The 23898-nt window shown below is 68.6% G+C and carries 27 protein-coding genes; 6 read left to right on the forward strand and 21 right to left on the reverse strand.

Features of this window, described 5'->3' with window-relative positions; all coding sequences use genetic code 11:
* Nucleotides 1-24 precede the first annotated feature (24 nt).
* The 5 genes from AB0A65_RS02970 to AB0A65_RS02990 all read left to right on the forward strand — a co-directional run bounded on the left by AB0A65_RS02970 (nt 25) and on the right by AB0A65_RS02990 (nt 6185).
* Nucleotides 25-834 carry a DNA primase gene (locus tag AB0A65_RS02970; protein WP_359945264.1) on the forward strand — a complete coding sequence of 270 codons (810 nt, stop codon included), beginning with the start codon at nt 25-27 and terminating at the stop codon, nt 832-834.
* A 311-nt stretch (nt 835-1145) separates the two neighbouring features.
* A complete protein-coding gene (locus tag AB0A65_RS02975; protein WP_359945267.1) occupies nt 1146-2681 on the forward strand; it encodes a hypothetical protein in 1536 nt (511 codons plus the stop codon).
* Nucleotides 2678-3103: a roadblock/LC7 domain-containing protein gene (locus AB0A65_RS02980; RefSeq protein ID WP_091048495.1), complete on the forward strand. Its 426-nt coding sequence runs from the start codon at nt 2678-2680 to the stop codon at nt 3101-3103. The genes AB0A65_RS02975 and AB0A65_RS02980 overlap by 4 nt, the downstream gene beginning before the upstream one ends.
* A gap of 295 nt (nt 3104-3398) precedes the next feature.
* The gene (locus AB0A65_RS02985) at nt 3399-4493 is read left to right on the forward strand and encodes a DUF222 domain-containing protein (RefSeq protein ID WP_359945270.1); all 1095 of its coding nucleotides are present in this window, start codon (nt 3399-3401) and stop codon (nt 4491-4493) included.
* 90 nt (nt 4494-4583) lie between these two features.
* Nucleotides 4584-6185, forward strand: coding sequence for a recombinase family protein (locus AB0A65_RS02990; RefSeq protein WP_359945273.1), 1602 nt, complete (start codon nt 4584-4586; stop codon nt 6183-6185).
* Between the two features lie 106 nt (nt 6186-6291).
* Here AB0A65_RS02990 and AB0A65_RS02995 read toward each other — a convergent pair whose 3' ends face one another.
* From AB0A65_RS02995 to AB0A65_RS03080, 18 genes are all read right to left on the reverse strand, one after another.
* Nucleotides 6292-6438, reverse strand: coding sequence for a hypothetical protein (locus tag AB0A65_RS02995; RefSeq protein ID WP_359945276.1), 147 nt, complete (start codon nt 6436-6438; stop codon nt 6292-6294).
* Between the two features lie 438 nt (nt 6439-6876).
* Entirely contained in the window at nt 6877-7113 is a 237-nt protein-coding gene (locus tag AB0A65_RS03000; RefSeq protein WP_359945279.1) for a holin, read from the reverse strand.
* A gap of 32 nt (nt 7114-7145) precedes the next feature.
* Nucleotides 7146-7679, reverse strand: coding sequence for a hypothetical protein (locus AB0A65_RS03005; protein ID WP_359945282.1), 534 nt, complete (start codon nt 7677-7679; stop codon nt 7146-7148).
* A gap of 22 nt (nt 7680-7701) precedes the next feature.
* Nucleotides 7702-8241, reverse strand: a complete 540-nt coding sequence (locus tag AB0A65_RS03010; RefSeq protein WP_359945285.1) for a hypothetical protein — start codon at nt 8239-8241, stop codon at nt 7702-7704.
* Nucleotides 8234-8809 carry a hypothetical protein gene (locus AB0A65_RS03015; RefSeq protein WP_359945288.1) on the reverse strand — a complete coding sequence of 192 codons (576 nt, stop codon included), beginning with the start codon at nt 8807-8809 and terminating at the stop codon, nt 8234-8236. The genes AB0A65_RS03010 and AB0A65_RS03015 overlap by 8 nt, the downstream gene beginning before the upstream one ends.
* Complete coding sequence (locus tag AB0A65_RS03020) at nt 8809-9060, reverse strand: hypothetical protein (protein WP_359945290.1); 252 nt, start codon at nt 9058-9060, stop codon at nt 8809-8811. The genes AB0A65_RS03015 and AB0A65_RS03020 overlap by 1 nt, the downstream gene beginning before the upstream one ends.
* Complete coding sequence (locus tag AB0A65_RS03025) at nt 9050-10183, reverse strand: hypothetical protein (protein WP_359945292.1); 1134 nt, start codon at nt 10181-10183, stop codon at nt 9050-9052. The genes AB0A65_RS03020 and AB0A65_RS03025 overlap by 11 nt, the downstream gene beginning before the upstream one ends.
* Nucleotides 10170-11027: a hypothetical protein gene (locus AB0A65_RS03030; RefSeq protein WP_359945295.1), complete on the reverse strand. Its 858-nt coding sequence runs from the start codon at nt 11025-11027 to the stop codon at nt 10170-10172. The genes AB0A65_RS03025 and AB0A65_RS03030 overlap by 14 nt, the downstream gene beginning before the upstream one ends.
* Nucleotides 11028-14120, reverse strand: coding sequence for a tape measure protein (locus AB0A65_RS03035; protein WP_359945298.1), 3093 nt, complete (start codon nt 14118-14120; stop codon nt 11028-11030).
* A complete protein-coding gene (locus AB0A65_RS03040) occupies nt 14120-14527 on the reverse strand; it encodes a hypothetical protein (protein WP_359945301.1) in 408 nt (135 codons plus the stop codon). Before AB0A65_RS03040 ends, AB0A65_RS03035 begins: the two co-directional genes overlap by 1 nt.
* Nucleotides 14524-14904: a hypothetical protein gene (locus AB0A65_RS03045; RefSeq protein WP_359945304.1), complete on the reverse strand. Its 381-nt coding sequence runs from the start codon at nt 14902-14904 to the stop codon at nt 14524-14526. Before AB0A65_RS03045 ends, AB0A65_RS03040 begins: the two co-directional genes overlap by 4 nt.
* Nucleotides 14905-14930: 26 nt before the next feature.
* A complete protein-coding gene (locus tag AB0A65_RS03050; protein ID WP_359945307.1) occupies nt 14931-15617 on the reverse strand; it encodes a hypothetical protein in 687 nt (228 codons plus the stop codon).
* Nucleotides 15618-15665: 48 nt separating this feature from the next.
* The gene (locus AB0A65_RS03055) at nt 15666-16085 is read right to left on the reverse strand and encodes a hypothetical protein (protein ID WP_359945310.1); all 420 of its coding nucleotides are present in this window, start codon (nt 16083-16085) and stop codon (nt 15666-15668) included.
* Nucleotides 16082-16399, reverse strand: a complete 318-nt coding sequence (locus AB0A65_RS03060) for a hypothetical protein (RefSeq protein ID WP_359945313.1) — start codon at nt 16397-16399, stop codon at nt 16082-16084. Before AB0A65_RS03060 ends, AB0A65_RS03055 begins: the two co-directional genes overlap by 4 nt.
* Nucleotides 16399-16734 carry a hypothetical protein gene (locus AB0A65_RS03065; RefSeq protein WP_359945316.1) on the reverse strand — a complete coding sequence of 112 codons (336 nt, stop codon included), beginning with the start codon at nt 16732-16734 and terminating at the stop codon, nt 16399-16401. Before AB0A65_RS03065 ends, AB0A65_RS03060 begins: the two co-directional genes overlap by 1 nt.
* Nucleotides 16731-17162: a hypothetical protein gene (locus AB0A65_RS03070; RefSeq protein ID WP_359945319.1), complete on the reverse strand. Its 432-nt coding sequence runs from the start codon at nt 17160-17162 to the stop codon at nt 16731-16733. The genes AB0A65_RS03065 and AB0A65_RS03070 overlap by 4 nt, the downstream gene beginning before the upstream one ends.
* A 4-nt stretch (nt 17163-17166) precedes the next feature.
* Nucleotides 17167-18231, reverse strand: coding sequence for a hypothetical protein (locus AB0A65_RS03075; protein ID WP_359945322.1), 1065 nt, complete (start codon nt 18229-18231; stop codon nt 17167-17169).
* A 68-nt stretch (nt 18232-18299) separates the two neighbouring features.
* Nucleotides 18300-18827 carry a hypothetical protein gene (locus tag AB0A65_RS03080; protein ID WP_359945325.1) on the reverse strand — a complete coding sequence of 176 codons (528 nt, stop codon included), beginning with the start codon at nt 18825-18827 and terminating at the stop codon, nt 18300-18302.
* 93 nt (nt 18828-18920) lie between these two features.
* On the opposite strand from AB0A65_RS03080, the gene AB0A65_RS03085 reads away from it, so the two are divergent.
* Nucleotides 18921-19550, forward strand: a complete 630-nt coding sequence (locus AB0A65_RS03085) for an HNH endonuclease signature motif containing protein (RefSeq protein WP_359945328.1) — start codon at nt 18921-18923, stop codon at nt 19548-19550.
* Here AB0A65_RS03085 and AB0A65_RS03090 read toward each other — a convergent pair.
* From AB0A65_RS03090 to AB0A65_RS03100, 3 genes are all read right to left on the reverse strand, one after another.
* Complete coding sequence (locus tag AB0A65_RS03090; protein WP_359945331.1) at nt 19526-20257, reverse strand: hypothetical protein; 732 nt, start codon at nt 20255-20257, stop codon at nt 19526-19528. The two genes, AB0A65_RS03085 and AB0A65_RS03090, sit on opposite strands and share 25 nt — an antisense overlap.
* Complete coding sequence (locus AB0A65_RS03095) at nt 20254-21753, reverse strand: phage portal protein (RefSeq protein WP_359945334.1); 1500 nt, start codon at nt 21751-21753, stop codon at nt 20254-20256. Before AB0A65_RS03095 ends, AB0A65_RS03090 begins: the two co-directional genes overlap by 4 nt.
* Nucleotides 21754-22256: 503 nt before the next feature.
* The gene (locus AB0A65_RS03100) at nt 22257-23897 is read right to left on the reverse strand and encodes a terminase (protein ID WP_359945337.1); all 1641 of its coding nucleotides are present in this window, start codon (nt 23895-23897) and stop codon (nt 22257-22259) included.
* Nucleotide 23898 lies beyond the last annotated feature (1 nt).

A 23898-nucleotide genomic window follows, 5' to 3' on the forward strand; every position in this document is an offset into this window, starting at 1 on the left:
GACGACTTACGGGAGGGACGCGACATGGCGGCCGAATCTGACGCGCCGGAGCGCGGTGCCGACACCGAGAAGCTCTGGAACGAGACCGGGGTGGACCCGGTGGAACTCCACCTGGGCAAGGACTCGGGGTACACCCTCCGCGCCTACCGGATGTCGGACACCCTGCCCGGGCCCGAGGCGAAGAAAGACGACGAGGAGCCCGAGGAGGACCCCGACGAGGACGAGGTCCTCGACGAGGCCGTCCCCGAGGACCCCGACGCCGACGAGCCCGACCCGGCCGACTTCGAGGACGACGAGCCCGAGGACGCCGAGGAGGACGACGACGAGGACGCCCTCGACGCCGCCCCCGAGGAGGTCCCGGTCTTCCTGACGCGCAAGGGGAAGCTCCTGGTCTTCCGCGAGCCCGCCGCGCTCGTCGCGTACGTCAAGGACAACGACGACCACGACCTCGCGGCCATCGACGAGTGGGACGACCTCAAGGACCGCGTGTCCGAGGACGACATCGCCTGTGACGAAGCCGACACCTACGAGCTCGACCTCGTCGTCGCGAACCTCCGCGGCGGCCAGGAGGCGTGGGAGCCCGAGCTGCTCATCAAGGCCGCCGAGGTCGGCCGCGACCTCGGGTACGCCCTCAAGAACGACTCCGTGATCACCGCGCTCGCACCGGGATCGCCCCTCGACGACCTCGACGAGACGTTCCGCGTCGTCGTCGACGGCGGCCTCAAGGGGAAGTTCGCGAAGCGGCGCCTCAAGCGCAACGACGCGCAGCAGGCGGCCATCGCCTGGCGCGGCGTCATCGCCAAGATCAACGACCATGTGGAATGGCGCGGATAGGACGCGTCCCACTCAGCCGAACGGCCAATCCCCGATGGGCCGCCGAGTCCGATTTCACGAGCCGCCGCGGCAGTCCCGCGGCGGCTCCGCTGCGTTATTCCACAAGGGAATGAGCAGGTCGCGGCTGCCAGTGAATTGACGGTTATGTGTGCTATGGCCTTCGCTCCGTAGGCGAACCCGCACAGGCAGTCCGCTTGCAGAACCGAGTATTCTGCGGAAAACTGATAACGGACTGGTAAAAACGGGCCGGGCACCAGCCCCGGCGACAGGGGACAGCGCCGGCTGCGCGCCCTACGAGAGGAGCTCCGCGGGTGCAAGTGTTCTGCGGCATCACCACCGACCAGCAGGCGTCCGGGACCGGGCACGGCGACACCGCGTGCGCCGTCGCCCTCGTGGCCGCCGGCGGCGGACTCATCGCCACCGACACCTTCGGCGACGACCCCCGCGGCTGGGTCCGCTTCAACGGGCTCCTCGCCAGGTCGGCCCCCGGCCAGTCCGTCTCCATCTCCGTCGCCGGAGACGTCGTCCAGCTCGCCGAGTTCGCGGCCGCCGCAGGACAGCTCGTCGTCCGCGCCGACTCCCGCGCCCTCCGCTCCAAGGACGCCCTCGACGACGCCATCGCCATCGCCCGCGGACTCGCCACCGGCGAGGTCGCCGGGCAGCCCCTCGCCGCACGCCCTGAGGTCGCCGCTCTGCGCCCGATCCTGGACACCGTGGCATCGGCCGCCCGCGCGCGCCACGACGCGGCAGAGGCCCTCACGTGCCTCCTGCGGGCCGTGTTCCCGGCGGCGCTGGCCGCCTGGGACGACCCGAGCGAGGCCAACGCCGTCGCGATCCTCACCCGGCTCCCCCAGCCCGGCGCCCTCCAGTCGATCTCGACCGAGGAGCTCGCCGCCGACCTTGCGACCGTGGCCGACCCGGGGCAGGTCGCGGCCATGGCCGGCGCGCTGACCGAGGCCATCAGGGAGATCGGCGGCGGCGACGACCCGTCCGTCGCCCCCTCGGTGTCCGCCACCGCGGAGGCCGTCTCGGCCTGGGACCGCTCGCTCGAAGGGCTCATCGGGCTCCTCCAGGCCAAGCGCCCCAAGCCCGAGTCCGCGCTCCCGCACGTCTCCGCGCCGCCGCTCCAGGAGGACGACCGCGCGTCCCGCCGCCGCGGCCGCGGGCACGACTCCGACACGCACCGGACCGTGCGCCTCCCCGGTGACCTCCCGGACCGCCAGAGCCTGCGCGCGCTCGACCCGCTCTCCCAGCTGCACTCCGTCATCCCCCCGGACCTCGAAGCGACGCAGGTCCTCCCGGACTCGTTCTCCTCGCCGTCCATGCAGCAGCCGGTCGACAGCGAAGGCAGCCAGACGCGGTCGATCCGGCGCCGCCGGGCCGAGCCGGCCGAGCTCCCCCACACTGAGGAGCCGCGCCGCCATCCCTGGCAGCCCCGGGAGGACGTCGCCATGGTCGACGTCGCGGCCCTCGCGGCCGACGACGACGGCCTCCTGATCTTCGGCCAGGCCAAGAGCGCTTGGTTCAAGCGGCCCGAAAGCGAAGAGCCCGAGTCGGAGTCGTGGAACCTCCCCGGAGACGACGGCTGGCGCACCGCCCGCAGCGCGACCGAGACCCCCGCGACCGAGGAGCCCACGACGGCGGCCGGCCTGCCGCGCCGCAAGCCACAGGCGAACCTCGTCCCGGGCGCCGTGGTCGCCGACGAGCACCCGCGCTTCGACGAGCCCATCGACCGCGACCCCGAACTGTTGGCGCAGAACACCGCCGGTTACTTCCGAGGCTGGGGCCGCGCTCGCGGCGGCCGCCCCGGCAGTCCCGCCAGGACGGAGAGGATGGCCGCCCGATGAGCGCCAATCTCGGCGTCTACGAGCGCTCCCTGAGCATGCTCCTCGGGTCGCTCGTCGCCCGCACTCCCGGTCTGTCCCATGCGGTGTTGGTGAGTGTCGACGGTCTGCCGCTGGCGGTCTCGGCCGGGCTTCCCAAGGAGCGCGCCGACCAGCTGGCGGGCATCGGCTCCGGTCTGCTCTCGATCGGCGAGGGCGCGGGACGGTCCATGGACCACGGCCCGGCGCAGCAGGTCATTGTTGAGATGGCAGAGGGTGTACTTCTGGCGGCTCCGGTGGGGCCGCAGATCTGCCTGACGCTTCTGGCTGTGTCGCAGTGCGATCGGGAACAGCTCGGGTACGAACTCGGGCAGTTCACGATGCAGGTGGGGCCGCTGTTGAACGAGGCCCTGACCAATACCGGTTCGATCCCGAAGGTCGTCTGAGCAAGCGCTGACACGGCCCTGAGGCAGTTCTGCTGCCTTGGGGCCGTTTTGTTTTGGGTTAGTGCGGGCAGCGACGAAGAGGTGATCTTCTTTCCCGGGTGGGATTGGCGGCCATGGGGTCCGTGGTGGGGGCTTAGTGGGGGTGGGGTGGGGCGGGATGAAACTTCCTCACCAAAGATCACCCTTCTGGGTGTTGGCAACGTATCGCACACAGAGTCACAATTGAAGCACGAACATCGAACAGGCACACGGAAACAGGCAACACATTCGAGAACAGCGACAGGGGGTGATCCCGATGGCAGCCACAGCGACAATCCACAGCCGGACCAGCACCAGCGAACAAGCCCAGACCATCCGATCCGCCCTCGAAGACGCCGCCGCACTGGTCAACTCCCAGTACGCCCAGGTCCTCGCCTCGGTCATCGCGATGAAGGAGCAGAACCTCCACCGCACCGCCTTCGGCTACTCCGCCCTGCGGGATCTCCTGTTGTCCCAGTTCGACTTCACCCACCGCACTGCTTCGGACATCGCCGCCATCGCCCGCCTCTCCTCGAAGTTCCGGGCGCTGGTGGAAGCGGCTGTCTCAGGACAGGCGAGGATCGACCAGGTCGCCTACGCGGTCCGCCAGTTGGACCGGACCCCGGCAATGCGCCTGTTCACCCTCACCCCCTTCCGCGAGCCCGTGGCCTCCCCCTTCGATGCCGAGGTCCTGTGTGCGACACCCGAGCAGCTGATCGCCCAGTACTGCCAGCACGCCCCCTTCAAAGACCTCCAAAGGCACCTCGATGAACTGGCCGCCCACCTGGCCGAGGAGTCCGAACTCCTCGACTCACTCGGCGAGCAGTCGCTCCAATGGATCGAACTGGCGGAACAGGACAACGGCATGTGGGCCCTCTCCGGCGAACTGTCGGGTGACACCGGGCGGCTGCTGGACAAGTACCTGAAGACCGCCTGCCCGCCACCCCGCCAGGACGAGACCGACCCCGAGGGTGTCCTCCCGGCCCAGCCGAACCGGCATGCCGAAGCCCTCCACCAGCTCCTCGCCGGATACGGCACCAGCCCCGACGCGGTCAAGCGCCACGGCCACACTGCCACCCTGGACTTGATGGTCGACATCGAGACGTTGCAGGGCAAAGACACCGGCCGGATCCCGCTCCTTGAGGGCCATCCGGTCAGTGTCACCAAGGCCCGCCACCTCGCCTGCGAAGCCGGTGTCATCCCCGGCGTCTTCGACTACGAGACCGGGGAAGCGATCGAACTGGGCAGGGCCGCCCGCCTCCCCAACCAAGCCCTCCGCCGCAAGCTGGAGCTTGAGCAGAGCGAAGGGTGCGCCTGGACAGGGTGCTCCAGGCCGGTCGCCTGGACCGAAGCCCACCACATCCAGCATTGATGGAACGGAACGGTTTTACGGCCTTCAGAGCTAAACTTGGTTGATCGCAACGGAGTACGAACTTAGGCCCTCTGAACTAGGAGTTCCTCCGTGGATCTGAATGAATATCTGCTCAATCTGGGCAAAGCGATCAAAGAAGAGCCCTCCCCGAACGTCTTCACCAAGAAGAAGCTCCGCATCCTCGGAGTGATTCGCCTCTCCCACGAAACCGATGTCACGACCTCCCCCGAGCGCCAGAAGGAAGCGATCGAGCTGTGGGCCGATCGCCACGATCACGAGATCATCGGGTGGGCGGTCGACCTCGACCTCTCGGGCGGCGTCGACCCGTTCGAGCGCGACGAGCTTGGCGACTGGCTCAACAACCGCGCCGACGAGTTCGACGGCATGTGCGCCTGGGTGATCGACCGCTACTCGCGGTCGCTCCCGCAGTGGGCGAGCTTCCTCCAGTGGACGGACGCCAACAAGAAGACCCTCGCGACCTCCGATGACGTGCTGGACACGTCCACGATGACCGGTCGGATGATGGCGTACGTGTTCGTCATGTGCGCGCAGTGGGAACGCGAGATGGCCTCAGTGCGCGCCAAGTCGAAGAACGAGAAGGCCCGCAAGGACGGCCGCTACGCCGGCGGCGCGCTCCAGTACGGGTACAAGGCCGAGCGCCAACCCGACGCCTCCCTCAAGATCGTCCACCACGTGGAGAAGCTCAAAGTCCTGCATCAGATCGTGGCGTGGCGCATCGACGGATGCTCACTGCGGTGGATCTGCCGCGAGCTGAAGAAGAGGAAGATCAAGGCCCCGCGCGGCGGCGAGGTGTGGCAGGAATCGAGCCTTCACCGCATCCTCACCTCTCCGACCCTGCTCGGGTACCAGCTCTACAAGGGCCGCGTCATCTGCGGGGACGACGGGATGCCGCGCCGGTTCGCCGAGGCGCTGATCAGTGAGGACGACTTCAAGAAGCTGTTGACGGCTCGACAAGCGACCAGCGAAAAGTACCGTGGCGGCAAGCCTTCCAAGGGGCTCGCGACGCCGTACCTGCTCAAGGACCTCGCCTGGTGCGGGAACTGCGCGCAGAAGCTCTACCGCTACACGCGAGTGCGGCCCCGCTACAAGGATGAGGAGATCTACCGGTGCGCTCGGCACCGCAAGCAGTGCGAGAAGGTGCCCGAGGTGTTCTTGCCGAAGCTGGAGCGGATCGTGGTCGAGGCGGTCATGGAGGACCTCCACGACCAAGAGGTCTACGGCAAGGAGTACGTCCCGGCCAATGATGTGTCGGCTCGTCTGGAGCAGGTGAACAAGGTGATCGATCAGAACCTCGGCGACCGCGCCGCCGGGGTCTGGGACGGGCGGGACGAGGAATTCCGCCAGATCATGGCCTTCCTCGTCGAGGAGCGCAAGCGCCTCGAAGTCCAACCGCAGATCAGGGCGCACTGGCGGAGCGTCCCGACCGGTGAGTCCTACGGGCATAAGTGGGTGGGCGCCGACATGGACACCAAGCGCGAGATGCTCGCGAACGCACAAGTCGAGGTCGTCTTGTGCGCCAATGAGACCGTGCCCGCTCCGGAGTGGTGGGACCCCGAAGGCGACTGCCAGCATCGCGAAAAGCTCCACTCGCGCGTCGTCTACGTGCGCTGGCACGCAGGCGAAGAAGCCGTCCATGTCGAGGGCGAGCGAGAGCTGGCCTCGGTCGCCTGACGGCCCCTAGATAGGAGGAAAGCCCCGGCCTCTCGCGGCCGGGGCTTCGCTGTGTTCGGGGTGCGCCAACCGTGCCCGACGCACTACTGCTCCTGCGCCTCGGCCATCAGAACTTCGAGCCGACTTCGCGTCGCTGGCCTCGGCCCAATCGCGCCTTCAGATGCCGCACGACGGCCTTCGACGCCAGAACCCCGAAGTACAGCAAGGTGACGATGTTGACGGCAACGGAGAGGAGGGCATTCCAAGCAATCATGGCCGTATGGAATCACGACGAACGCCCCTCGGCAATGCCAGGGGCAAATCACGAGTCCCATTATTTCGGGACCATTCTCGCTATTCGGGCTCCTGCGAACCGTTCACTGGAATGGCTACATACTACAGTAGGGGGCACACTACTTCGCCACTGGTGGCGGGGTGGTGTTGTCCACTTGAGGAATGACAGTATCGTTCGCCCACCAGGCAGTACACCTGAACTGGGCATCTGATGAATCGAGCCGTTGATCAGTCGTTACATCATAGTGTTGGCAATATTCGTGGAATGAAATACGTCACATCAATATCATTGCGCAATTTGAGACGAAAGGACGCCTATCGAGTGGTGCCGGTTCATGATATTCAGTCGCTCCACCCATGGAGTTCTCTTCACTCAGCGCCCCGGCCAATCGCGGCCGGGGCGTTGTGGTGTCCAAGGTCAGGCGGTGGCGGGCTCGGTGACGACGCTCGGGGTGCCGGTCGGGCCGACGCCGGAGGTCGCCACGGAGGTGAGGAGGCTCGCGAGGGTGGCGAGGCCGGTGATAGAGAGGGTGTCGGTCCACGCGATGTCGTCCAGGCCGAGTCCGGCGGTGGCGGTGACGAGGGCGAGGGCGGTCTGCGCGGCGGTGCGGGCGGCGCGTTCGATGGCGTCGGCCCAGAAGGCGCGAGAGAGCAAGGTGTTCTCCTTGATGAGGGGCGTTCGGGGGGTTACTGACGGGCGATGAGGGTGCCCTCCAGCCAGGTCTCCCGGGCGGAGCCGTAGACGGTGACGCCGACCGTGGAGGAGGCGATGGTGGCGCGGACCCAGGTCGTTCCGGCGATCATCGAGACACGCGCGGTGCATTGCACGTAGTTGGTGATGCCGCTGTAGCGCAGGCCGTGCTGTCCGGCGATGCGGGTGCCGGTGGAGTCGGTCGTGCCGGTGTAGAGGTTCGCGCGAACCGGGTTGCCGGAGGCGGGGTCGGCGGAGGTGCCGACCTGGAACGTCCATTCCCAGATGCCCGTGTAGGGCACGGTGATCCGCTCTGCCGGGAGGGTCACGGTGGCGTTGGAGAGGGAGGAGAGGTTCTGGGTCCAGGTGACGTTGTTGGCGCTGGCCCAGGTGACGTTGGCGCCGGGGTAGAGGTGGACCATCGGCGGGTCGGTGGCCCAGTCCGCATGGGACGCAAGCGTGTTCATCTTGGACGCGCTCACGCGCTCGCCGACCGTGAACACGGGCTTGACGGGGATGGCGGTCGCCATGGGGGTTGGCTCCCTTAGCTATTCAGTTGAGGATGGTGTTCAGGCCGAGCTGTTCGGCGGCGTCATCGAGGACCCAGTCCCCGGCTTCGGGGGCGCCGGAGGCGGCGTAGCGGGCCGAAGCGAGGTACATGGTCCCGGTCATGAGCGCGCCCGTGTTGCCGATGACGATCGAGGTCGGCGTGGCGGTGGTCTTGACCTGGTCTCCGGCGAACGTCCTCCCGTAGGCGATGGCGGGCGGGTAGTCCACGGGGGTCGGGAGGGTCATGGTCGCGGCCCAGAACGTATCGATGTAGACCCAGGAGTAGCGGACCAGCACAAACCCGTACGCCAGGCACACGGAAGACTGGACGTTCGCGGCGGTGGTTCCGGTCCCGGCGGCGTATTCGGCGGCGGTGCGGTGGACGACTATCCCGGGCGCATAGGACTCCCAGGCGGTCACGTCAGCGTCGTGGGCGTCCTCGACCGAGGCCGCCCAGGCTTCGGCGGTGTCGGCGATGGCGCCGAAGTCGGCGACGAAGTCTCGGCCCGCGGGGTCGGGGCGGGGGACGGTCCGGTCACTCACTCCCGGCCTCCCCGGGGAGGCCGTCGAGCATCTCCGTCTCGGCGGCCAGGGCCGCGGCCGAGGTCGGCTCGAACTCCGCAGAGATCAGGAGCGCGTCGCCCGCGGCGAACGGGACGTTGGGAACCGCGAGGCCGTTGACCTGTGTCCCGAATGTCGAAGGAGCGCATGAGACCGGGGTGAGAGTCCCGGCTGCCGTCTCGTGGAACGCCGAGGCGATGGTGAAGCCGTTCCAGGTGAGGCCGCCGCCTGGCACGAGGCGCAGGCGGGTGCGGCCGGTCCCGGTCGGGAGCGCGGCGGCGAACACTACGCGGGCGTTGAGATGGGCGAGGAGGTGATGGGCCCGCCACCGGCACAGAGTGCCCTCGGCGGTCTCGATCCCGGTGGAGGTGTCGTCGTCCCACAGCAGCAACGGGGGGATGTCGGCCCAGGGTTCGGCGGGCAGGCCGAGGGCTTCGACGGCGACGAGCGCGGTCTCCACGTCTTCGGCGAGCGCCGTCATGTCCGCGTGGGGCGCGAACAGGTCGGATCGGGTGGGGTGGCGGATCTGGTAGCGGGGGGTCGTCGCCATCAGGGCGCCCACCCCTCGACCACCGCACGGGAGGCGGTGAACCGCACCAGCGCCACGGTGTTCACGCCGGGGGCGGCAAGGTGGGCGGGGACGGTCGCGGTGATGGTCTCGCCCTCGGGGGCGGTGAGGTCGACGTACCCACCGGAAGGGGCGGCGGCGATGGGGAGGCGGTAGGTGTACTCGCGCAGCGGCCGGGGTTGGGCGGGCCGGACGCGGCGCGGGGGCGGGACGGGGCGGCGGCTACGCACCATATTCGGGCACCTCAAACTGTTCGATGTCGACGGATTCGAGTTCGAGCGCCATGTCCCCCAGACCGAGCGGTAGGGACACGGCGTTGATGACGTACCGCGGGGGTGCGGCGGCGGGCCCGGGGAGGGCGATGACGTTCCCAGCCTCGATCCACCAGTAGGGCGGGGCGGAGACGGCCAGGCGCCGGGCGGTGCTGGTGTAGTCCGGGAGCATCCCGGCGATGGCGTTCTCGGCGAGGGCGCGGGTGTGAAGCAGGTCCGAGGAGTAGAACTGGGGTTTGGCGCCGAACCTCGCGCCGTAGGCGTAGGGCCCGGTGGTGAGGGGCCGCCAGGAGTACCAGAAGTTCTCGTCCGACTCACCGGGCTGGATGACCAGCGCGTTGTACTGGTCTTCGCGGTTGAAGGCCACGTCATCGACCCTGAACGCCGCGGCGTCGGGGAGCCGGTAGTCGGCTCCGGTGCGGTTGGCGGCCTTGCGGTAGTAGACGGCCGGGTCGCACCGCATGGTCAAAACGCCCGTCTTGTCGAAGAGGGTTTGCGTGCCGATGCGCTGGTTGAGCAGCTCGAACAATTCGGCCCGTTCGCGGTCTTCGGTAAGGGGGACGCGGATCGCCGCGGTGGGGATGGGGCCCCATGTGGTGTCGGTGGCGATGGTGGCGAGGGTCTGTCCGGCGGGGGTGATACCGAGGATCGCCAGGACGCGGCGGATCGCCTCGAAATAGGTCATGCCCTTGCGCATCGTCACGGGGTACTTGAACCGGTCGTCCACGACTAGCGTCAGCTCGTCGGTGAGCTGCGCGGCGACGGCGGGAGCGCCGGGGTTCCACGAGGTGGAGATCGCCCTGAACCGCCCCAGGGGCACGGTGTGCGTCTCGGCACCCTGGCGGACCCTCACTTGGAGGTCGGCGGTCCATCCCGAGTCGAGCCCGGCGGCGAGGGCCTTGGGGGTGAGGGTCTGGAACGTGACGTCGGCGGTGCGGACGACCGTGGCGGGGCGGGCGAGGGTGAGGGTCCCGGTGACGGGGACGCCGGTCACGACGACGGTCCCGGTGTCGCGGATCGTCGCGGAGCACTCGATGTCGAGCTGGGTGCCGGTGATCCAGGTGTGGAGGTCAGGAGTAGCCAACGGGCACTCCGGACTCCCCCTCGGGCAGGGGCGGGCCGCCGTGGGCGACGGCGGCCATCTGCGCGTGCGTGTAGGTCTCCACGTCGGGGTCTGAGTCCATGTCCGCGTAGGAGGCCCACCCGCGGTCGTAGACGCTCTGGTAGGTCGCTGTGACCGAGGCGAACACGCCTTCGGTGGCGTGCACGGGAGCAGCGGTCCAGGTCCACTCGAACATCGCGTTCGCGGGCGGGCCGATCGCGGTCCGGGTGACGTCCTGGACCAGGTACCACGGGGCGATCATGAGGGCCTCGTCGGTCGTGCCCGGCCATTGGATGCACAGGGGGTTGTCCCGGATCAGGTCGCGGACCCGGGAGGCTTCGTCGGCGCTCCAGGTGTAGAACGTGAACTCCACGGCGCCGGGGTGGCGGACGCCTGCCTGCCCGTACCCCAGGCCCCGGGTCGCATCGGACAGGCCATAGAAGGTGTGGACCTCCGCGCCGAACGCGAAGGCGGGCGCGGTCTTGAGCAGCAGCCCGATCGGCTGGTCAGAGTACTTTTTGGACTTCACCCACACGTACTGGCCGTGGTCGTGGACGGCCGGAGCCGAGCGGGCGATCTCGGCCCCGGCGGTGGCCCGGTAGTACGTCGGGACGCCCAGGGGCGGGGTGTAGTCGATGACCTGGGCGCCGTCCGCGCCCACGGTGTAGGTCCCCAGGTCGGTCAGGACCGGGACGGACGGCCCGTACTCCGACAGGTCCGCGATCGAGGCCAGCGATACCGCGGGACTGTCGGGGAACGGGTTGACCAGGTGGACGATGTTCGCCCGCCGGGTGGGGTCGGTGGCGACGGTGATCTCCAGGGGCATCTAGCGGGCTCCAGCGGCGGCGAAGGCGCGGTCCTTCTCGTCAAGGACGCGGATCTCGGTGCGGACGAGGTCGGTCAGTTCGGTCTCGCCCAGGTAGACGCGGACGGCGACCTGCGGTGCGCCCGAACGCGCGTCGATCTCGATCGCGCCGAGGCTGTCCACGGCGGACGCGAACGACCCGGCATCGAACGTCTGTACTGAATCGATGGGGAGGTCGGCGGCCGAGAACGTCGCGGCGAGCGGCGCGAAGGCGCGCGTGACAGCGGACGTGTCGGCTGCTATGCTCACGGTGGCAGAATCGCTGGTAGAGAACGGGTTCAGGTCGATACTGGAGACCTTGTCGCTCACCCACGAGGAGACCGAGTCCCAAGCGGCCGACAGGCCGTCCTTGATGGCCTCGATCAAATCTCGGCCGAGCTGCTTGAACTCGCCGTAAGCTCCTGACCAGGCATCTTGGATCTGCGGCCACAGCTCCATGAAGGCGTCGACCGCCTCGGGGAGGGCCTCGACCAGCGCCGTCGCGATTTCGGGAATCATTTTCACGACAGACGTGACGATATCGGGTATAGCGCCCAAAATCGCGATGATGAGCTGCGGAATCAGGAGCAGGAGCGCCACGACGATCTGCGGCAGCATTGGAACAAGTGTACTAATAATCTCGGGGACCATCGACACTACTGATTCCACAATGGACGGAATGGCCTCCACGATCCCGAGGATGAGCTGCGGGACGGCAAGCAGGAAAGCGCTTACCAATCCAGGGAGGGCCTCCAGGATCGACGTCACCAAAATTGGGAAAAGTGAGATGAAACCGGACACCAGAACAGGAATCGCACTCACGATCGCCTGAAGGAGCGGCGGGACGAGCAGGCCGATCGCGCCGACGAGAGCGCCCGCGGCGGTGCCGATCCCGGCGACGATATCCGGAAAAATCGTCATGAAACCGTCAACGAGGACGGGGGCGTTCGTGGCGAGGTAGCTCGCGAGCTGGCCGATCAGCGAGACGGCGAGAGCGAGCAGGGTGGGAGCGGCCTGGACGGCGGCCTGGCCGAGCACGCCGAGGCTGTCGGTCACGGCCTGGAGGATGAGCGGGCCGCCCTCGGAGAGGCTGGCGACCAGCTCGGGGAGGACGAGGGCGAGGGTGGCGACGGCCTCGGTGATGATGCCCGGGAGCTGGGTCGCGAGCGCCTCGGCGAGGACCGGGAGGTTCTGGATCGCGGTGATGACCTGTGCGCCGGCGTCGGCGACGGCGGGGCCGATGGCGACACCGGAGACCAACAGCGCGCCGGCGGCGAGCGCGGCGCCCATGAGTCCGCCGCGCAGGGCGTTGAGCCCGCCGCGTGCGATGTTCCCGGCGTTGCGCCCGAGAGCGGCGATGCCGTCGCGGGCGACGCGGGCGGCGACCGTGCCGAGTTTGGAGAGCCCGAGGACGGTGGCGTTCGAGGCGCGCAGGACGCCGTTGAAGAGCGCGTTCTGCGTGGCGCGGAGCCCGCGCACGAATCCGGTGCCGAGGGCGACGGCGGCGTTGCGGGCTGCCTGGGCGGTGTCGGTGAGTCCCTGGCGGAGTGCGCGGTAGGCGACGCCCGCGCCGCGGGCGGCCGACAGGGCGGCGGCCTCCAGGGTGCCGCGCCAGTCGCGGACGGCCGCGACCGTGGTGCGGAACGCGGCGGCGGTGCGCTGCCCGGCGGTGACCGCGAGGTCCCGGATCGACCGGGCGGCCCCGGTGACCGCGCCGGGGACGCGGTGGAGGAAGTTGATCGCGGTGCCGAGGCCCTGGTAGGCGAGGCGGCCGAGCCCGGCTTGGAGGCGGTACGCCTGGTTGTAGAGGATCTTGAGGTTGTCGATCGGGTAGATGAGGACCGAGGCCAGGCGGCCCACGGTGCCGGACACGAGCTGCATCGCGATCACGGTGGCGCGGATGGGGACCGGCGTGGTCCGCCACGCGTTCACGAAGTACAGCAGCGAGCGCTTGAAGCCGCCCGTGATGGTCTTCGCGGTCTCGGTGACGCGGCCGTTGAAGCGGCCTACGGCCTCGGTGCCTTCGCCGAGGTGGGCGAACAGGCGGCCCGCGATGAGCAGGAGGGGCCCGATGACGGCGGCGAGGAGGGTGAGTCCGGCGATGAGCGCGAGCGTCCCGCCGTCCATGCCCGCGAGCCACTCAGCGAACACGGCGAAGCCGTTGATGACGGGGGTGAGGAATTCGGCGACAAAGCCCGAGTCAATGAGCGTCCCGAGCGCGACATTGAGGTTTTTGAATGCGGCGACGAGTTCGGTGTTCTTGTCGGCGAGTGCGCCGCCGACGAGGAATCCGAGCTGGTTCTGGAGGATCATCAACTGGCCCGACATCGTCTCGATACCGGCTGACGCCTTGCCCGCGAATTCGGGGTTTTCGTTCAGGTACTTGTAGACCTTGGGCATCACGTCTTCGGCGAGCGCTTCGCCCGCCGCGGTCATGTCGCGCAATTCCTGAGTGGAGATTCCGAGGGCTCGGGAGAACAGACCCCACGAGTCCACGCCCCACTCGGAGACCTGCAACATTTCTTCCGCCTGGACCTTCCCCTTCTGGGAGATCTGGACGAAAGCCCTCATCACGCCGTTGACGGCCTCGGCCGAGAGGTGGTACTTGCCGGTGACGTTGTAGAGACCCTCCATCGCGTAGCGGATCTCATCGACGTTGCCGCCGAAGGCAGGCCAAAGCTTGATACTCGCTTCGAGCATCGTGTTAAAGGACGTGCCCCACGCATTCGACTTGCCGTACAGCTCATCGACAAAGGCCGTCGCATCGGACGCCTCCATGCCGAACTGATGGAAAATGTTCCGCGCTGAAGAAACGGACTTCGCCATTTCCCAGCCGTCAGCGGCGATTTTCCCGACAGCGAGCGTGACGGGCGCGAACGCAATTGTCGCCTCCCCGCCAATGGAGGTGAGGCGGTCGCCGATCCGGTCGAAGGACGCGCCGAGGGAGCGGGTGATGTTCTGCTCGATGTCGCGCGCGACCATCGCCGTGAGGCTCTGGGCGCGCTTAAGCATCGACGAGTCGAGCAGCGTCAACTCGACGAAGCCGGTCGCGAACTTCGCGCCGCCGGTAGCCATCAGCCGATCGACCTCACATGCGTGCCGTAGGTGGAGAAGAGGGAGCGGAACCCGCGCTTCTTGCGGCCCTTGGCCTCAGCGCCGGGGCGCGGGACGGGGTCCGGCTTCGCGATGGGGTTCTTCTTCGCGCCGTGCGCGGTCAAGAGCGCGCCGAGCAGGTAATTCGTCTGCCGCGCGGTGTCGAGTTGCGCGGCGGCGAGGTGGGTGTCCGCGTTCCAGTCGTCGACCCGGCCGCTGATCGCGCGGAGGGACCGTGAGGTCGGGGGCAGGCGCACGAGGAGCCCCGCGAACCGCGCGTAGCGCAGCCGCGGGGTCCCGAGGTGGCCGAGGTCGAGGCCGTAGTGGGCGAGGAAATCGGCGTCAAGGTCAGGGGTGTGGGCTCGCACGATCCGTGCGAGCGCGGTCATTCCCCCGGCGTCACGCCCTGGTCGGCCGCGGCCCGGGTGATCGCCCGCCACACGTCCATCGCCCGCCCGCCGGAGGCGCGGAACCGCTCGTAATCAGCGCCGAGGAGGGCGCGCGCCATCGCGACAATCGTCTTGGGCGCGATGGCGTTCACGTTGTCGGGCATGACCTCGAAGACCTCGTCCGGCCATTCGTCGGCCGCCGGGATATAGAAGACCTCGCCGTTCTCGGCGCGGATCTGGACGCCGGGGCTCGACTCGGCGCGCAGCTCGGCCATGCCGTAGGTCGGCAGCGCCGGAGGGAGCGGTGCCGGAGGCGGGACGGGCACGGGGCGGGTGAACATCGAGGGCGCGGCCGGGGCGGTCTGGTTGGGGTGCAAGGGGAAGGCTCCTTCGAGGGGTGGGGCTACTCGGCTTCGCGGAGGGCGGTGATGGTGGTCAGCTCCTCGTCGCCGATGACCGAGGTCAGGGTGGTCACGCCTTCGCCCACCACAACGGGGTCGTTGGTGATGAGGGTGAGGAGGTCGTGGGAGGAGCCGAGGGCGGCGATGGTCACGCCCCAGGTCACAGCCGACGCCGAGGTGAACGCCGGGGACTCCAGCTCGGTCACCTGCGAGCTGGGCATGATGAGGCGGTAGACCTTCGGCGTGGTGCCGTCCGCGAGGGTCCCGTCCTGGAATTCGAGGACCGTGATCATCTTCTTGCGGGCCACATTGGACTGGACGCCGATGCGGCCGATGCCCGCCGCGGGAATCGACATGATCGCGCCGTAGAACAGCTCCAGCGCGGCCCTGTTCGTCTCCAGCGCCGCGAGCGTGAATGCCGCGGACCGCGAGGTGATGAGGGTGCGGACGATGCCCTTCTGCCAGGACATGATGTCCTCGGTCTCGTCGGCGAACTCGTGCTCCACCGCGTCCTCCGAGAGGAGCCCGAGCTGATTGAACGGTGCGGTCGTGATGGTGTCGATGGCGGTCGCAGGGGTCTCAAGCTGGGTCTTGACCGTGGGGTAGATGAGGCCAAGGTCGTCTTCGAGATAGAAGACCTGGCCCGTGGACGCCACGCGAACGGCGGCGTTATCGAACTCGTATGCCATGTGGAGGGGTCCTCTGGAGGGGGTGAGGAGGGCGGAAAAGGGGGCGCGTCAGCCGTCGAGGGAGCGCATGTACACCGCGACAGTGGAGATCCACCGTGGACAGTCGGTGGTTGCTTCGGGGAAGAACTGGGGGCCGGACTCGACGAAGGTGCGGACAATGCGCGGCAATGGGATGTCGCCCTTGGCGCGCGGTGTCGTGTCCACTCGCCCCGCGACGAGGAGCGCGCCAATGGCTTCCTGGAGGCGGGCGTGCGCGTCGAACCGGCTGGCGCCCCAGGATTCGAGCGACAGCCGCGCGTAGTCGATGGCGGGGGGCCGGTAGTTCCCGCCGTAGCGGCGGGCCACGATCCACGGCTGTTCGGGTGTGCCCGCGGGGAAGTCCGTGGAGCCCTGGAAGCTGTCGAGGTGGCGGGAGAGGTAGTCGAGGACGCTCAACTCGGCGTCGCCGAAGCGGGGAGCGCCGGTCACGGCAGCGCCGAGGCCCAGAACGCCGCCGCCATCGTGTGATGGGCGGGGGTCGAGCCGGTCAGGGAGTTCTGGGTGCCCCACTCGATGTGGGCGGCGGCCGGGTCGGTCGAGCCGACGTACGCGACGGCGTAGCCGCGCCGGTCGACGCCAGCGTGGGTGAAGAACGACCGGCGGTAGGCGCCGGTTCGGCCCACGGGCGCGGAGCCCGCCGCCCTGGCGCGGATGCGGTTCGCATGGCCTTCGAGCATGTCGAAGACCGCTTGCGAGGACATGAACGTCCTGATCTGGTCGCGGTGCATGACAACGCGCGCCATCAGTAGCCCTCCGTCTGGGTGAGGCGGACAGTGAGGTGGTGGACCGCGTGATGCCCCAGGCGCGGGAGGACCTCTTCCACGTCGTAGGAGCGGCCGTCGAAGCCGATACGGTCGTGGCTGGTGACCTCGGCGTCAGGCGGGAGGATCGCCCACCAGGTCTGGACGGGGAGGTCGTCGCGGTAGCGCTCGACCTCGCGGCCGGCGGTCATCCACACCCGCGCCCGGTACGTCTTCGGCTCGCCGGGGACCCGGATCGTGTTGCCGTACACGTCGACCTGGGCGAGGCCGGGGACCACGGTGACGGTGTGGCACAGGACGGCGGGGGTGGTCTTCACCGGTAGTCGCTCCAGCCGGGCCAGGCGTACGGGGACCAGGCGGCCTGGTCCTCGGCCGTGATGCCCGAGGTGACGCGGACCGAGGTGACCGGACTGCGCCCGGAGAGGCGCAGCAGCAGGAGCCGCTCGGCGTCGTTGAACGCCAGGCCCGTCATCTGGGAGCGGTCCAAGCGGTACGAGTAGTCGCCGATGACCTCGCTGGCGATGGCGTTCGGATTCGACCACCAGCGCGAGGCGACCGAGAGGGCGACCATGCGCAGCAGCGGCCAGCGGGGCTCCTCGACCTCTTCGGGCTCGGTCGCCCACTCAAGTTCCAGGAGCATGAGCGCCGAGACCTCGTCGAGGAGCACGCCCGCCCTTGCCGTCTCCTCCGGGGTGAAGGCGACGGCAAGGCGGTCGGCGAGTTCGGTCGCCGTAGCGAACGCCATCGCGCTACGCGCCCGCCGGGGTGTCGAAGTCGATCGTGGCCTTGACGCCGCGGTACTGCCTGAGCTTGGTTTCGTCGGCGGCGGTCTGCTCGGCGGCGGTGGCGTAGTCGACGATGTTGCCGATGCCGAAGTAGCAGTTCATCAGGGACCGGTCCATCGCCCACGCGTAGTCGTAGTCCCGGATCAGACGCAGCGAAAGCCCTTGCGCACCAAGGGACGCGGCGTAGGTGACGCCCTCGGGGGTGGCCGGGGCCATCGACACGAGGCGCAGCGCGGAGGGGTGCCACGCGAAGATCTCGTTCTCACCGATCGAGGACGAGGTGGCGACGTTGAACCCGTAGATCCTGCCCACCTGCGCCGAGCGCAGGGCGGCGTTGTCGCCCGCCCAGTCCGCGCGGATCAGGTTCGGGTCCTGGAGCATCAGGGACTCGACGGCGGAGCCGACGAGGAGGTGTCGCCCGGCGCCGTCCACGTTCCTGTCGTTGAGGACCTTACGCATGATGAGGATGACGCCGCGGACCTTGGCGGTGGCGGTGGCGAGGTCGTCGCCGCCGATGGCGACGGTGCCGGTCGCGCCCGCGCCCTCGGGGTAGTCGTAGACCTGGAAGTAGGTCCGCATCGCGGCGGCCACGATCGCCTCGTACTTCTCGGCGATGGCCCGGGTCTGCGGGTCGAGGACCTGGGCGGCGTAGGACGCGATGTCCAGCCGGAGCATCTCGTCGGTGAGCTTGAACGCGGAGTAGAGGTCCTTGTCCAGCTTGACAGGGATGGTGTACTCGTTGACCTTCGAGTCGATGTAGCCGACCGCCGAGCCCGAGGAGTTCACCGCGCCGGTCGGGTAGCCCGAGCGGTCCTTGCGCATCGGGAGGGGCTCCTGCCCCACGATCCAGGACGGGCGGCGGACGTTGACCATGTCGCCCATCGCGCCGATGAACTCGGCCTCGGCGTGGCGGTCGAACATGGCCGGCAGGATCAGCCGGGCCTGGAGCAGGGCAAGAGCGACGGCCGCGAACTTGTTCGCCTGGACGAGCACGCCAGGATCGCGGTAGCCGGGGTAGGAGACTGCCATATTCAGTTGAGTCCTTTATGGAGCTTTGAAGCGGGCGGGTTGCGGCGCCGGGCTCGCCTGGGGCCGGGCTAGTAGACCGAGGCGTCCCGCACCTGGCGGGCGATCTCGGCGGGGTCCCAGTCGTCGGCCTCGGCCGCGGGGGCGGAGCCGCCGGACTGGAGCGCGGCGACGGGCGCGGAGCGGAGCGAGGCGGCCCGCTGGTCGGTCGCGAGGCGCGTGAGCTTCTCGGCGGCGGCCCGCATGGCGGCCTCGTCGCCGGAGAGGAACTCGGCCATGTCGGCGTCGATCCCGAACTCGGTCATCACCTTCGAGCGGGTCAGCTCCGTCCGGGTGGTCGAGAGTTCGGTCTTGGACGCCTCCAGGGCGTCCAGGGCGCGCTGAAGCTCGGACTTCGACTCGTCTTCGAGCGCCTTCGCCTTGGTGCGGTATGAGGCCGACTCCTTGCGGAGCCCCTTGATCTCGGCCTGTGCCCAGTCGGGGAGGCCGGAGAGGTCGGCCGCCGGCGCGGGAGCGGGCGGCGCAGGGACCGCGGCCGGGGTTGCGGGTTCGGCGGTCGGGCCGGTGGTCTCGGGGGTGGTCTGGGGTTCGTCGCCCACGGGCTATCTCCTGGACAGGTGAGGGGGAAGGCCGCCGCCGGGGCGACCGGAAGAATGAGGTGAAATGTCGGACCCGGGTCGTACCCTCGGGGTATGTCACGACTGAATCCGCGTCCGCGCACTCCCGAAGAGGTTCGTCAGCGGTGCTTCGCGATCTGGGGCGAGGAGTGCCTGATCTGCGGCAGCTACGCGAAGGGGCTCATTCACGTGGCCCACATCGCGCCGTGGGACTACGTGATCGGGAACCCGGACTACAAGATGGACCTCGGGCGGTACGAGGCGTATTCCAATGAGTTCCACCGGATCAACAACGTGGTGCCGCTGTGCGAACCTCATCATGCCGCCTACGACGACTTCAAGACGCTGTCGAAGGAGGACATCGTGGGAGCAATGAAGCGTCTGCTCGCGGTACCCGCCATCGGGAACGCTGTGATCCGTGAGCTTGAAAAGCTCCTCGAAGGCAAGCGCCGACGCGTCCGGCTCGATCACGGTCGAAGCGTTCTCGGACCCGTCAAGCTCCCGGGCGGCGACGCCGAAGTTCAGGCGATGTGCAGGTGGCTCAAGTTCGCTTGGAATGCGGGTGCGTTTGAGGAGCGCAATCGAGTAGTGGTCATCGGCAGGGTGCAGCTCGACTTGTCGACCGGAAGGCCGACCAGGCGCGGCGGCGAGATTCCCACCGATCGGTGGTGGAGCCTGCGCTATGTGGCCCGATCTGCGGCGTAGTCGGCGCGGCGCATGGCGTTGAGGTCGCCGCCGGAGCCGTTCCATTCGGCGAGGTACTCGGCCTCGCGGTCGCGCTGCGCGGGCGTGCCCTGGTAAATGACGCGGGGAAGGCACCGACAGTGCTTGTGGGCCTTGAAACTCGCGGTCCGCTCGTTGAAGTACACGGGACCGCGGGAGATCAGCATCCGGCACCACGGGCACGGGCGCCGCGAGATCGAGAACCGCGCCCAGCGGGCCGTGCGCCCGGCCTCGTACTCGGCCTGGAGGTGCTGGAAGGCGCGTTCGCGCGCGAGGTCGGCCAGGATCTTCTGGATCGTCCCGAGGGACTCGACAAGGGCGAGTTCCACGGCGCGTTCGAGGGTCCATCCGGCCGCGAGGCCGGACTTGATCGCGACCGGGCCCGCCATGAGGAGGCGTTCAAGGAGTTCGTCGAGGCTCAGGCCGAGGGAGCGGGCGAGGGCGCCGAGGTCGTCGACCCCGGCCAGCTCGCGGAGCTGCGCGAGGTAGGCGTCCGCGGCGGCGATCATCGCGCCGGAGTGCTCAGCGATGACGAGCTGCGCGGCGGTCGCGTAGGAGGGGAATGCCGCGTCGAGGTCGCGGGTGTCCAGGAGCGGCCACACGTCGATGAGGTCGAGCTGCGCGGCGGCGCCCTCGCGGGCGATGATCCGGGAGAACTCGGTTTCGAGGTCCTCGACCGCGCTCGTCACGCCGCGGCCCTCGCGGGCTTGCGGCTCGGCGTGCCGTAACCGGACTTCGCGGTCGTCGCCTTGCCGGGCACGTTCGTGCCGCTCTTGGCGTTGTCGGCGCCCTTGGCCTCGGCAGTGGTCTTCTCGACGCCGGCGCGGCCCGCCTGCGCGGCCAGCATCCCGACCATGTTGCCGAAGGAGTCCGCCTCCTTCGCCATCTTCTTCCAGGCGGCCACGTCCGAGGAGTTGACGCCCGGAATCCGTTCCCACAGCGCCTCCGGGGGCACCTGGAGCATCTGGGAGAGCTTCCCGAGCGCATCGACCGTGCTCGCGAGCGAACGGGCTTCGGTGTCGCGCCAGACGATGCGGTTGAGGTGGGCGTCCTCTGGGATCGCGCGGCCGGTGGAGGCGGCGGTCGCCAGGCGCATCACCTGCGCCCAGGACTCGCCGTAGATGGTGCGCTTCTCGCCGCACTTGCGTTGCAGCCCAGCCTCAGCCGCAGCTAGGGCTTCCGCGGAGATGTTGACGATCTCGCCGAGGAGGTAGACCGGGGGCACCTGGGAGATCGCGGCGAGGTGCTTGATGGTCTCGCCGATGGCGGCGAGGATCTTGCCGATGTCGGACTCGGAGAACTCACCGAACTTCGCGTCCGTCGACTCGGTCACCCAGACGCGATTCACGGCGCTGTTGAACGACTCGATCGGCTCGCCGGTCTCGGGGTCGCGGGGAATGACCAGGCCCGACGCCCACCGCTGTCTGAAGGAGGCGAACTGGGCGATCAGCGAGGCGGTGAGGGTCAGCGAGTTGAGCCGGTCCTGTGTGGGGACGAGGGCCTCGATGTCGCCGCGCGGCGCGATGTTCGGGGAGGTCGAGAGCTGGTTGCGGAACCGGACGACCGGGCAGACGCCGAGGCCGTGCCGGCGGGACTCCTTGAGTGTGAAGGAGTCGAGGTCGGGGGCCTCGGTCCAGTTCTCGCCGAGGTACACGTGCTCGTACTCCTCGTCCAGGAGCGTGGCGCGGCACTTCTTCTGACCGGTCGAGTAGTCGAGGTCCACGTGCAGGGCGAACTGGGGCCACTCGTCGTGGATGGGGTCCTCGTACAGGGCCGACATCGACAGGGGCGAGACGGGCCGGATCTGCGGCACCTTCTTCTTGCCGGGCAGGACCCGGACGTACGCGACGCCGAAGGTGAGCGCGTCGCGGTGGACGGAGTGCTGCCAGGCGTCGAGCGAGTTCGCCGACCACCACTCCCATGCGCTGTCGTCGTCCGGTGAGTCGGGCTTGCGCCATCCCTCCACATAGAGCTGTTGCGCGACCGCGTCCACGATGAGGGGCAGAAAATTCAGTACCGCCTGCTTGGTGAGGGCGGCGTATTCGCGGTGGGCGTGCTTGGGCATGTACGGGGGGTCCTGGAGTCCTACGGCGTAGCGCTCCAGCCAGGCGTAGTGGGCCCGCTCGTCGGCGAAACGCGCGAGGGAGCGGTGGAGGACGTTCTTGAGGTCGCCCGATACGGGCATGAGCCCTCCGAGGGGGTGAGGGGGCGGGCGGCGCGGGGGGCGGGACGGGAATACGATCAACGACGCGGCTCCGGGCCGCCCCCAATCTGCCCCGCGCTGCGGGGATAAACCGAAGTCGAGCGCGCAGTTCACGCTGCGGTCGACCATGCTGTGCCCGGAGCCGCCTGTTCAGTTGAGTCCGAAGCCCGCCAAGGGGAAGGTGCGAGGCGAGGTCACGTTCAGCGATTGCGAGGGGCGCTGCGATTCGCTACAGTCCCCGGAACACCGACCGAGGAGGCGCCGTCGTGCAGAAGTGGGAATACCTATGGGTGCGACAGGTTTACTTCACAGCTGAAGCGGTGCCACTGTTCGCAAAGAAGGCTCTTGTCGGACGGGAGGCCGAGGAGCAGGGCCGCGATCTCAGCGAGTACGGCGCGGAAGGCTGGGAGGCGGTGTCGCATTCCTACACCACTTCGGGGTACCGCGGCGGAGAGCTTACGGTGCTGCTCAAGAGGCCAACGAGCTTAGTTGAGGCCGACGAGGACACCGGTCCGCTTGCGCCACTTGACGATCACGCCCTTTTCGAGGGCGAGGTGCTTGGCGTGCAGGGCGATGAGCATGGCGGCGGCGGCGTCGATTTTGTGCGCCGACTGCCGCGACTCCTTGCCGATCCCGATGCCATAGGCGTTGGGGCGGCGGCGGGCGTTCTTGAGGTGGCGGATCAGCGCGGGGTGGCGGGCGATGCGGATAGTGCCGGTCTCGAACGCCGAGGCGACCGCCTCGGCCTGGATTGTGAACTCGGCGATGCGCCGGGAGGAGCGCATGTCGAAGTTGAAGACGCCCTTCGAGCCGAGCGAGGTGAAGACCTCGTCCCGGTGCCGGTTGGCCCATATCTCGATGTAGGGCTCCCACCACGCCATGTCGCAGCCGAACGCCGCGACGCGGAAGCGACTGAACGCCCGGTCCACTGCGGCCGTGACTTCGGCCTTGGGCACCTGCCAGTCCTCCTGGCCGGGCATGTCCGGCCGTTCCCAGACGCCGAGGAGTTCGATCAATCCGGTCTCCACGTCGACCGCGACAAGCGCGGTCGCGTCCTGGCTCTTGGAGCCGTCGAAACCCAAAGCGACGATCCGGCCCTCGGCGATCTGCTCGTCGACCACCGCGCCGTCGACCTGATGCGGCTCGACCCACGAGTCACCATGTGCGACAACCTGATTGAGATAGAAGCGTCTTGCCTCGTCGACCGTGACCGTGAGGTCGTAGACCTCGGCCACGATGCGGTCGATGTCGAGCCAGGCGGCGTCCCCGCGGCAGTCGGCGAGGGCGGCACGAAGCTCGTCCTCGTCGCCGAGGTCGCGGACGAGGAAGCTCGATTCGATCGAGTCGAAGAGGATGCCCGTGGTGCGGGAGCGGCCCTCGTGCTGTGCCTGGAACGCGGCATGGTCGCGTTCGGCGACGCTGTCCATTCCGGGCATGTGGGCGTTGGTGGTGACGAGCATCCGGCCCATGCCGCCGCGGCTCTTGCCGAGGTTGCGCTTACAGACCCGGTCGAGCTTGTGTCCGCCATCGGAGGCGGTCCACAGGTGGGTTTCATCGCCGATGACCAGTGTGGGGCGCGAGCCCTCCAGGGTCTTCGCCTCGGAGGTGACCGGGAGGAGCTTCCGGGTCTTCGTGGGTCCGGCGAGGATGCGGGTCTGCCCGCAGTCGACGGGCATCCCGTCGATCTCGGTGCGGGCGCCGATCATGGCCCTGCACATGTCGAAGGTGTTGGCCGTCTGGTCGAAGCTGACCGCGGCGAGCTGAATCCAGGCGGCATCCGCGCGGACAGCGGTCCACTCGCGGGCCTTGCGGTTCCACTTCGGACGGCAGGGGCCGAGGAGTTCGATGAGGGAGACGGCCGCGGCCAGGGGCCCTTTCCCCCAGCCCTTCATGCGCTGGAGGATCGCCCGCCGCCACACCCAGCGGTGCGACTTGGCGGGGTCGGTCGCGTACCACCAGAGGAGAAACCGGAGCTGTTCGCCGGTGAAGCGCCACGGCTGGTCGGGGTCGTCGGGGTTCTTGAGGTGCTGGTGGGCCCAGCGGATCGCGGCGAGGCCGACCAGTTCGGAGTAGCCCTGGTCCCGGGGTCTGGCGGCGGGGAGGTTGCCCACCTGGACGGTAGCCACG

Origin of the sequence: Glycomyces sp. NPDC047010 (genome assembly GCF_040644205.1) — a bacterium.
In the GTDB taxonomy this organism is placed as follows: domain Bacteria; phylum Actinomycetota; class Actinomycetes; order Mycobacteriales; family Micromonosporaceae; genus Glycomyces.

Bases quoted from the DNA above. Each gene is read 5' to 3' on its own strand.
- AB0A65_RS02970 (WP_359945264.1), top strand. From the start codon at position 25: ATGGCGGCCGAATCTGACGCGCCGGAGCGCGGTGCCGACACCGAGAAG.
- AB0A65_RS02980 (WP_091048495.1), top strand. From the start codon at position 2,678: ATGAGCGCCAATCTCGGCGTCTACGAGCGCTCCCTGAGCATGCTCCTC.
- AB0A65_RS02985 (WP_359945270.1), top strand. From the start codon at position 3,399: ATGGCAGCCACAGCGACAATCCACAGCCGGACCAGCACCAGCGAACAA.
- AB0A65_RS02995 (WP_359945276.1), bottom strand. From the start codon at position 6,438: ATGATTGCTTGGAATGCCCTCCTCTCCGTTGCCGTCAACATCGTCACC.
- AB0A65_RS03005 (WP_359945282.1), bottom strand. From the start codon at position 7,679: ATGGCGACCGCCATCCCCGTCAAGCCCGTGTTCACGGTCGGCGAGCGC.
- AB0A65_RS03015 (WP_359945288.1), bottom strand. From the start codon at position 8,809: ATGGCGACGACCCCCCGCTACCAGATCCGCCACCCCACCCGATCCGAC.
- AB0A65_RS03020 (WP_359945290.1), bottom strand. From the start codon at position 9,060: ATGGTGCGTAGCCGCCGCCCCGTCCCGCCCCCGCGCCGCGTCCGGCCC.
- AB0A65_RS03030 (WP_359945295.1), bottom strand. From the start codon at position 11,027: ATGCCCCTGGAGATCACCGTCGCCACCGACCCCACCCGGCGGGCGAAC.
- AB0A65_RS03035 (WP_359945298.1), bottom strand. From the start codon at position 14,120: ATGGCTACCGGCGGCGCGAAGTTCGCGACCGGCTTCGTCGAGTTGACG.
- AB0A65_RS03040 (WP_359945301.1), bottom strand. From the start codon at position 14,527: ATGACCGCGCTCGCACGGATCGTGCGAGCCCACACCCCTGACCTTGAC.
- AB0A65_RS03050 (WP_359945307.1), bottom strand. From the start codon at position 15,617: ATGGCATACGAGTTCGATAACGCCGCCGTTCGCGTGGCGTCCACGGGC.
- AB0A65_RS03060 (WP_359945313.1), bottom strand. From the start codon at position 16,399: ATGGCGCGCGTTGTCATGCACCGCGACCAGATCAGGACGTTCATGTCC.
- AB0A65_RS03070 (WP_359945319.1), bottom strand. From the start codon at position 17,162: ATGGCGTTCGCTACGGCGACCGAACTCGCCGACCGCCTTGCCGTCGCC.
- AB0A65_RS03075 (WP_359945322.1), bottom strand. From the start codon at position 18,231: ATGGCAGTCTCCTACCCCGGCTACCGCGATCCTGGCGTGCTCGTCCAG.
- AB0A65_RS03085 (WP_359945328.1), top strand. From the start codon at position 18,921: ATGTCACGACTGAATCCGCGTCCGCGCACTCCCGAAGAGGTTCGTCAG.
- AB0A65_RS03095 (WP_359945334.1), bottom strand. From the start codon at position 21,753: ATGCCCGTATCGGGCGACCTCAAGAACGTCCTCCACCGCTCCCTCGCG.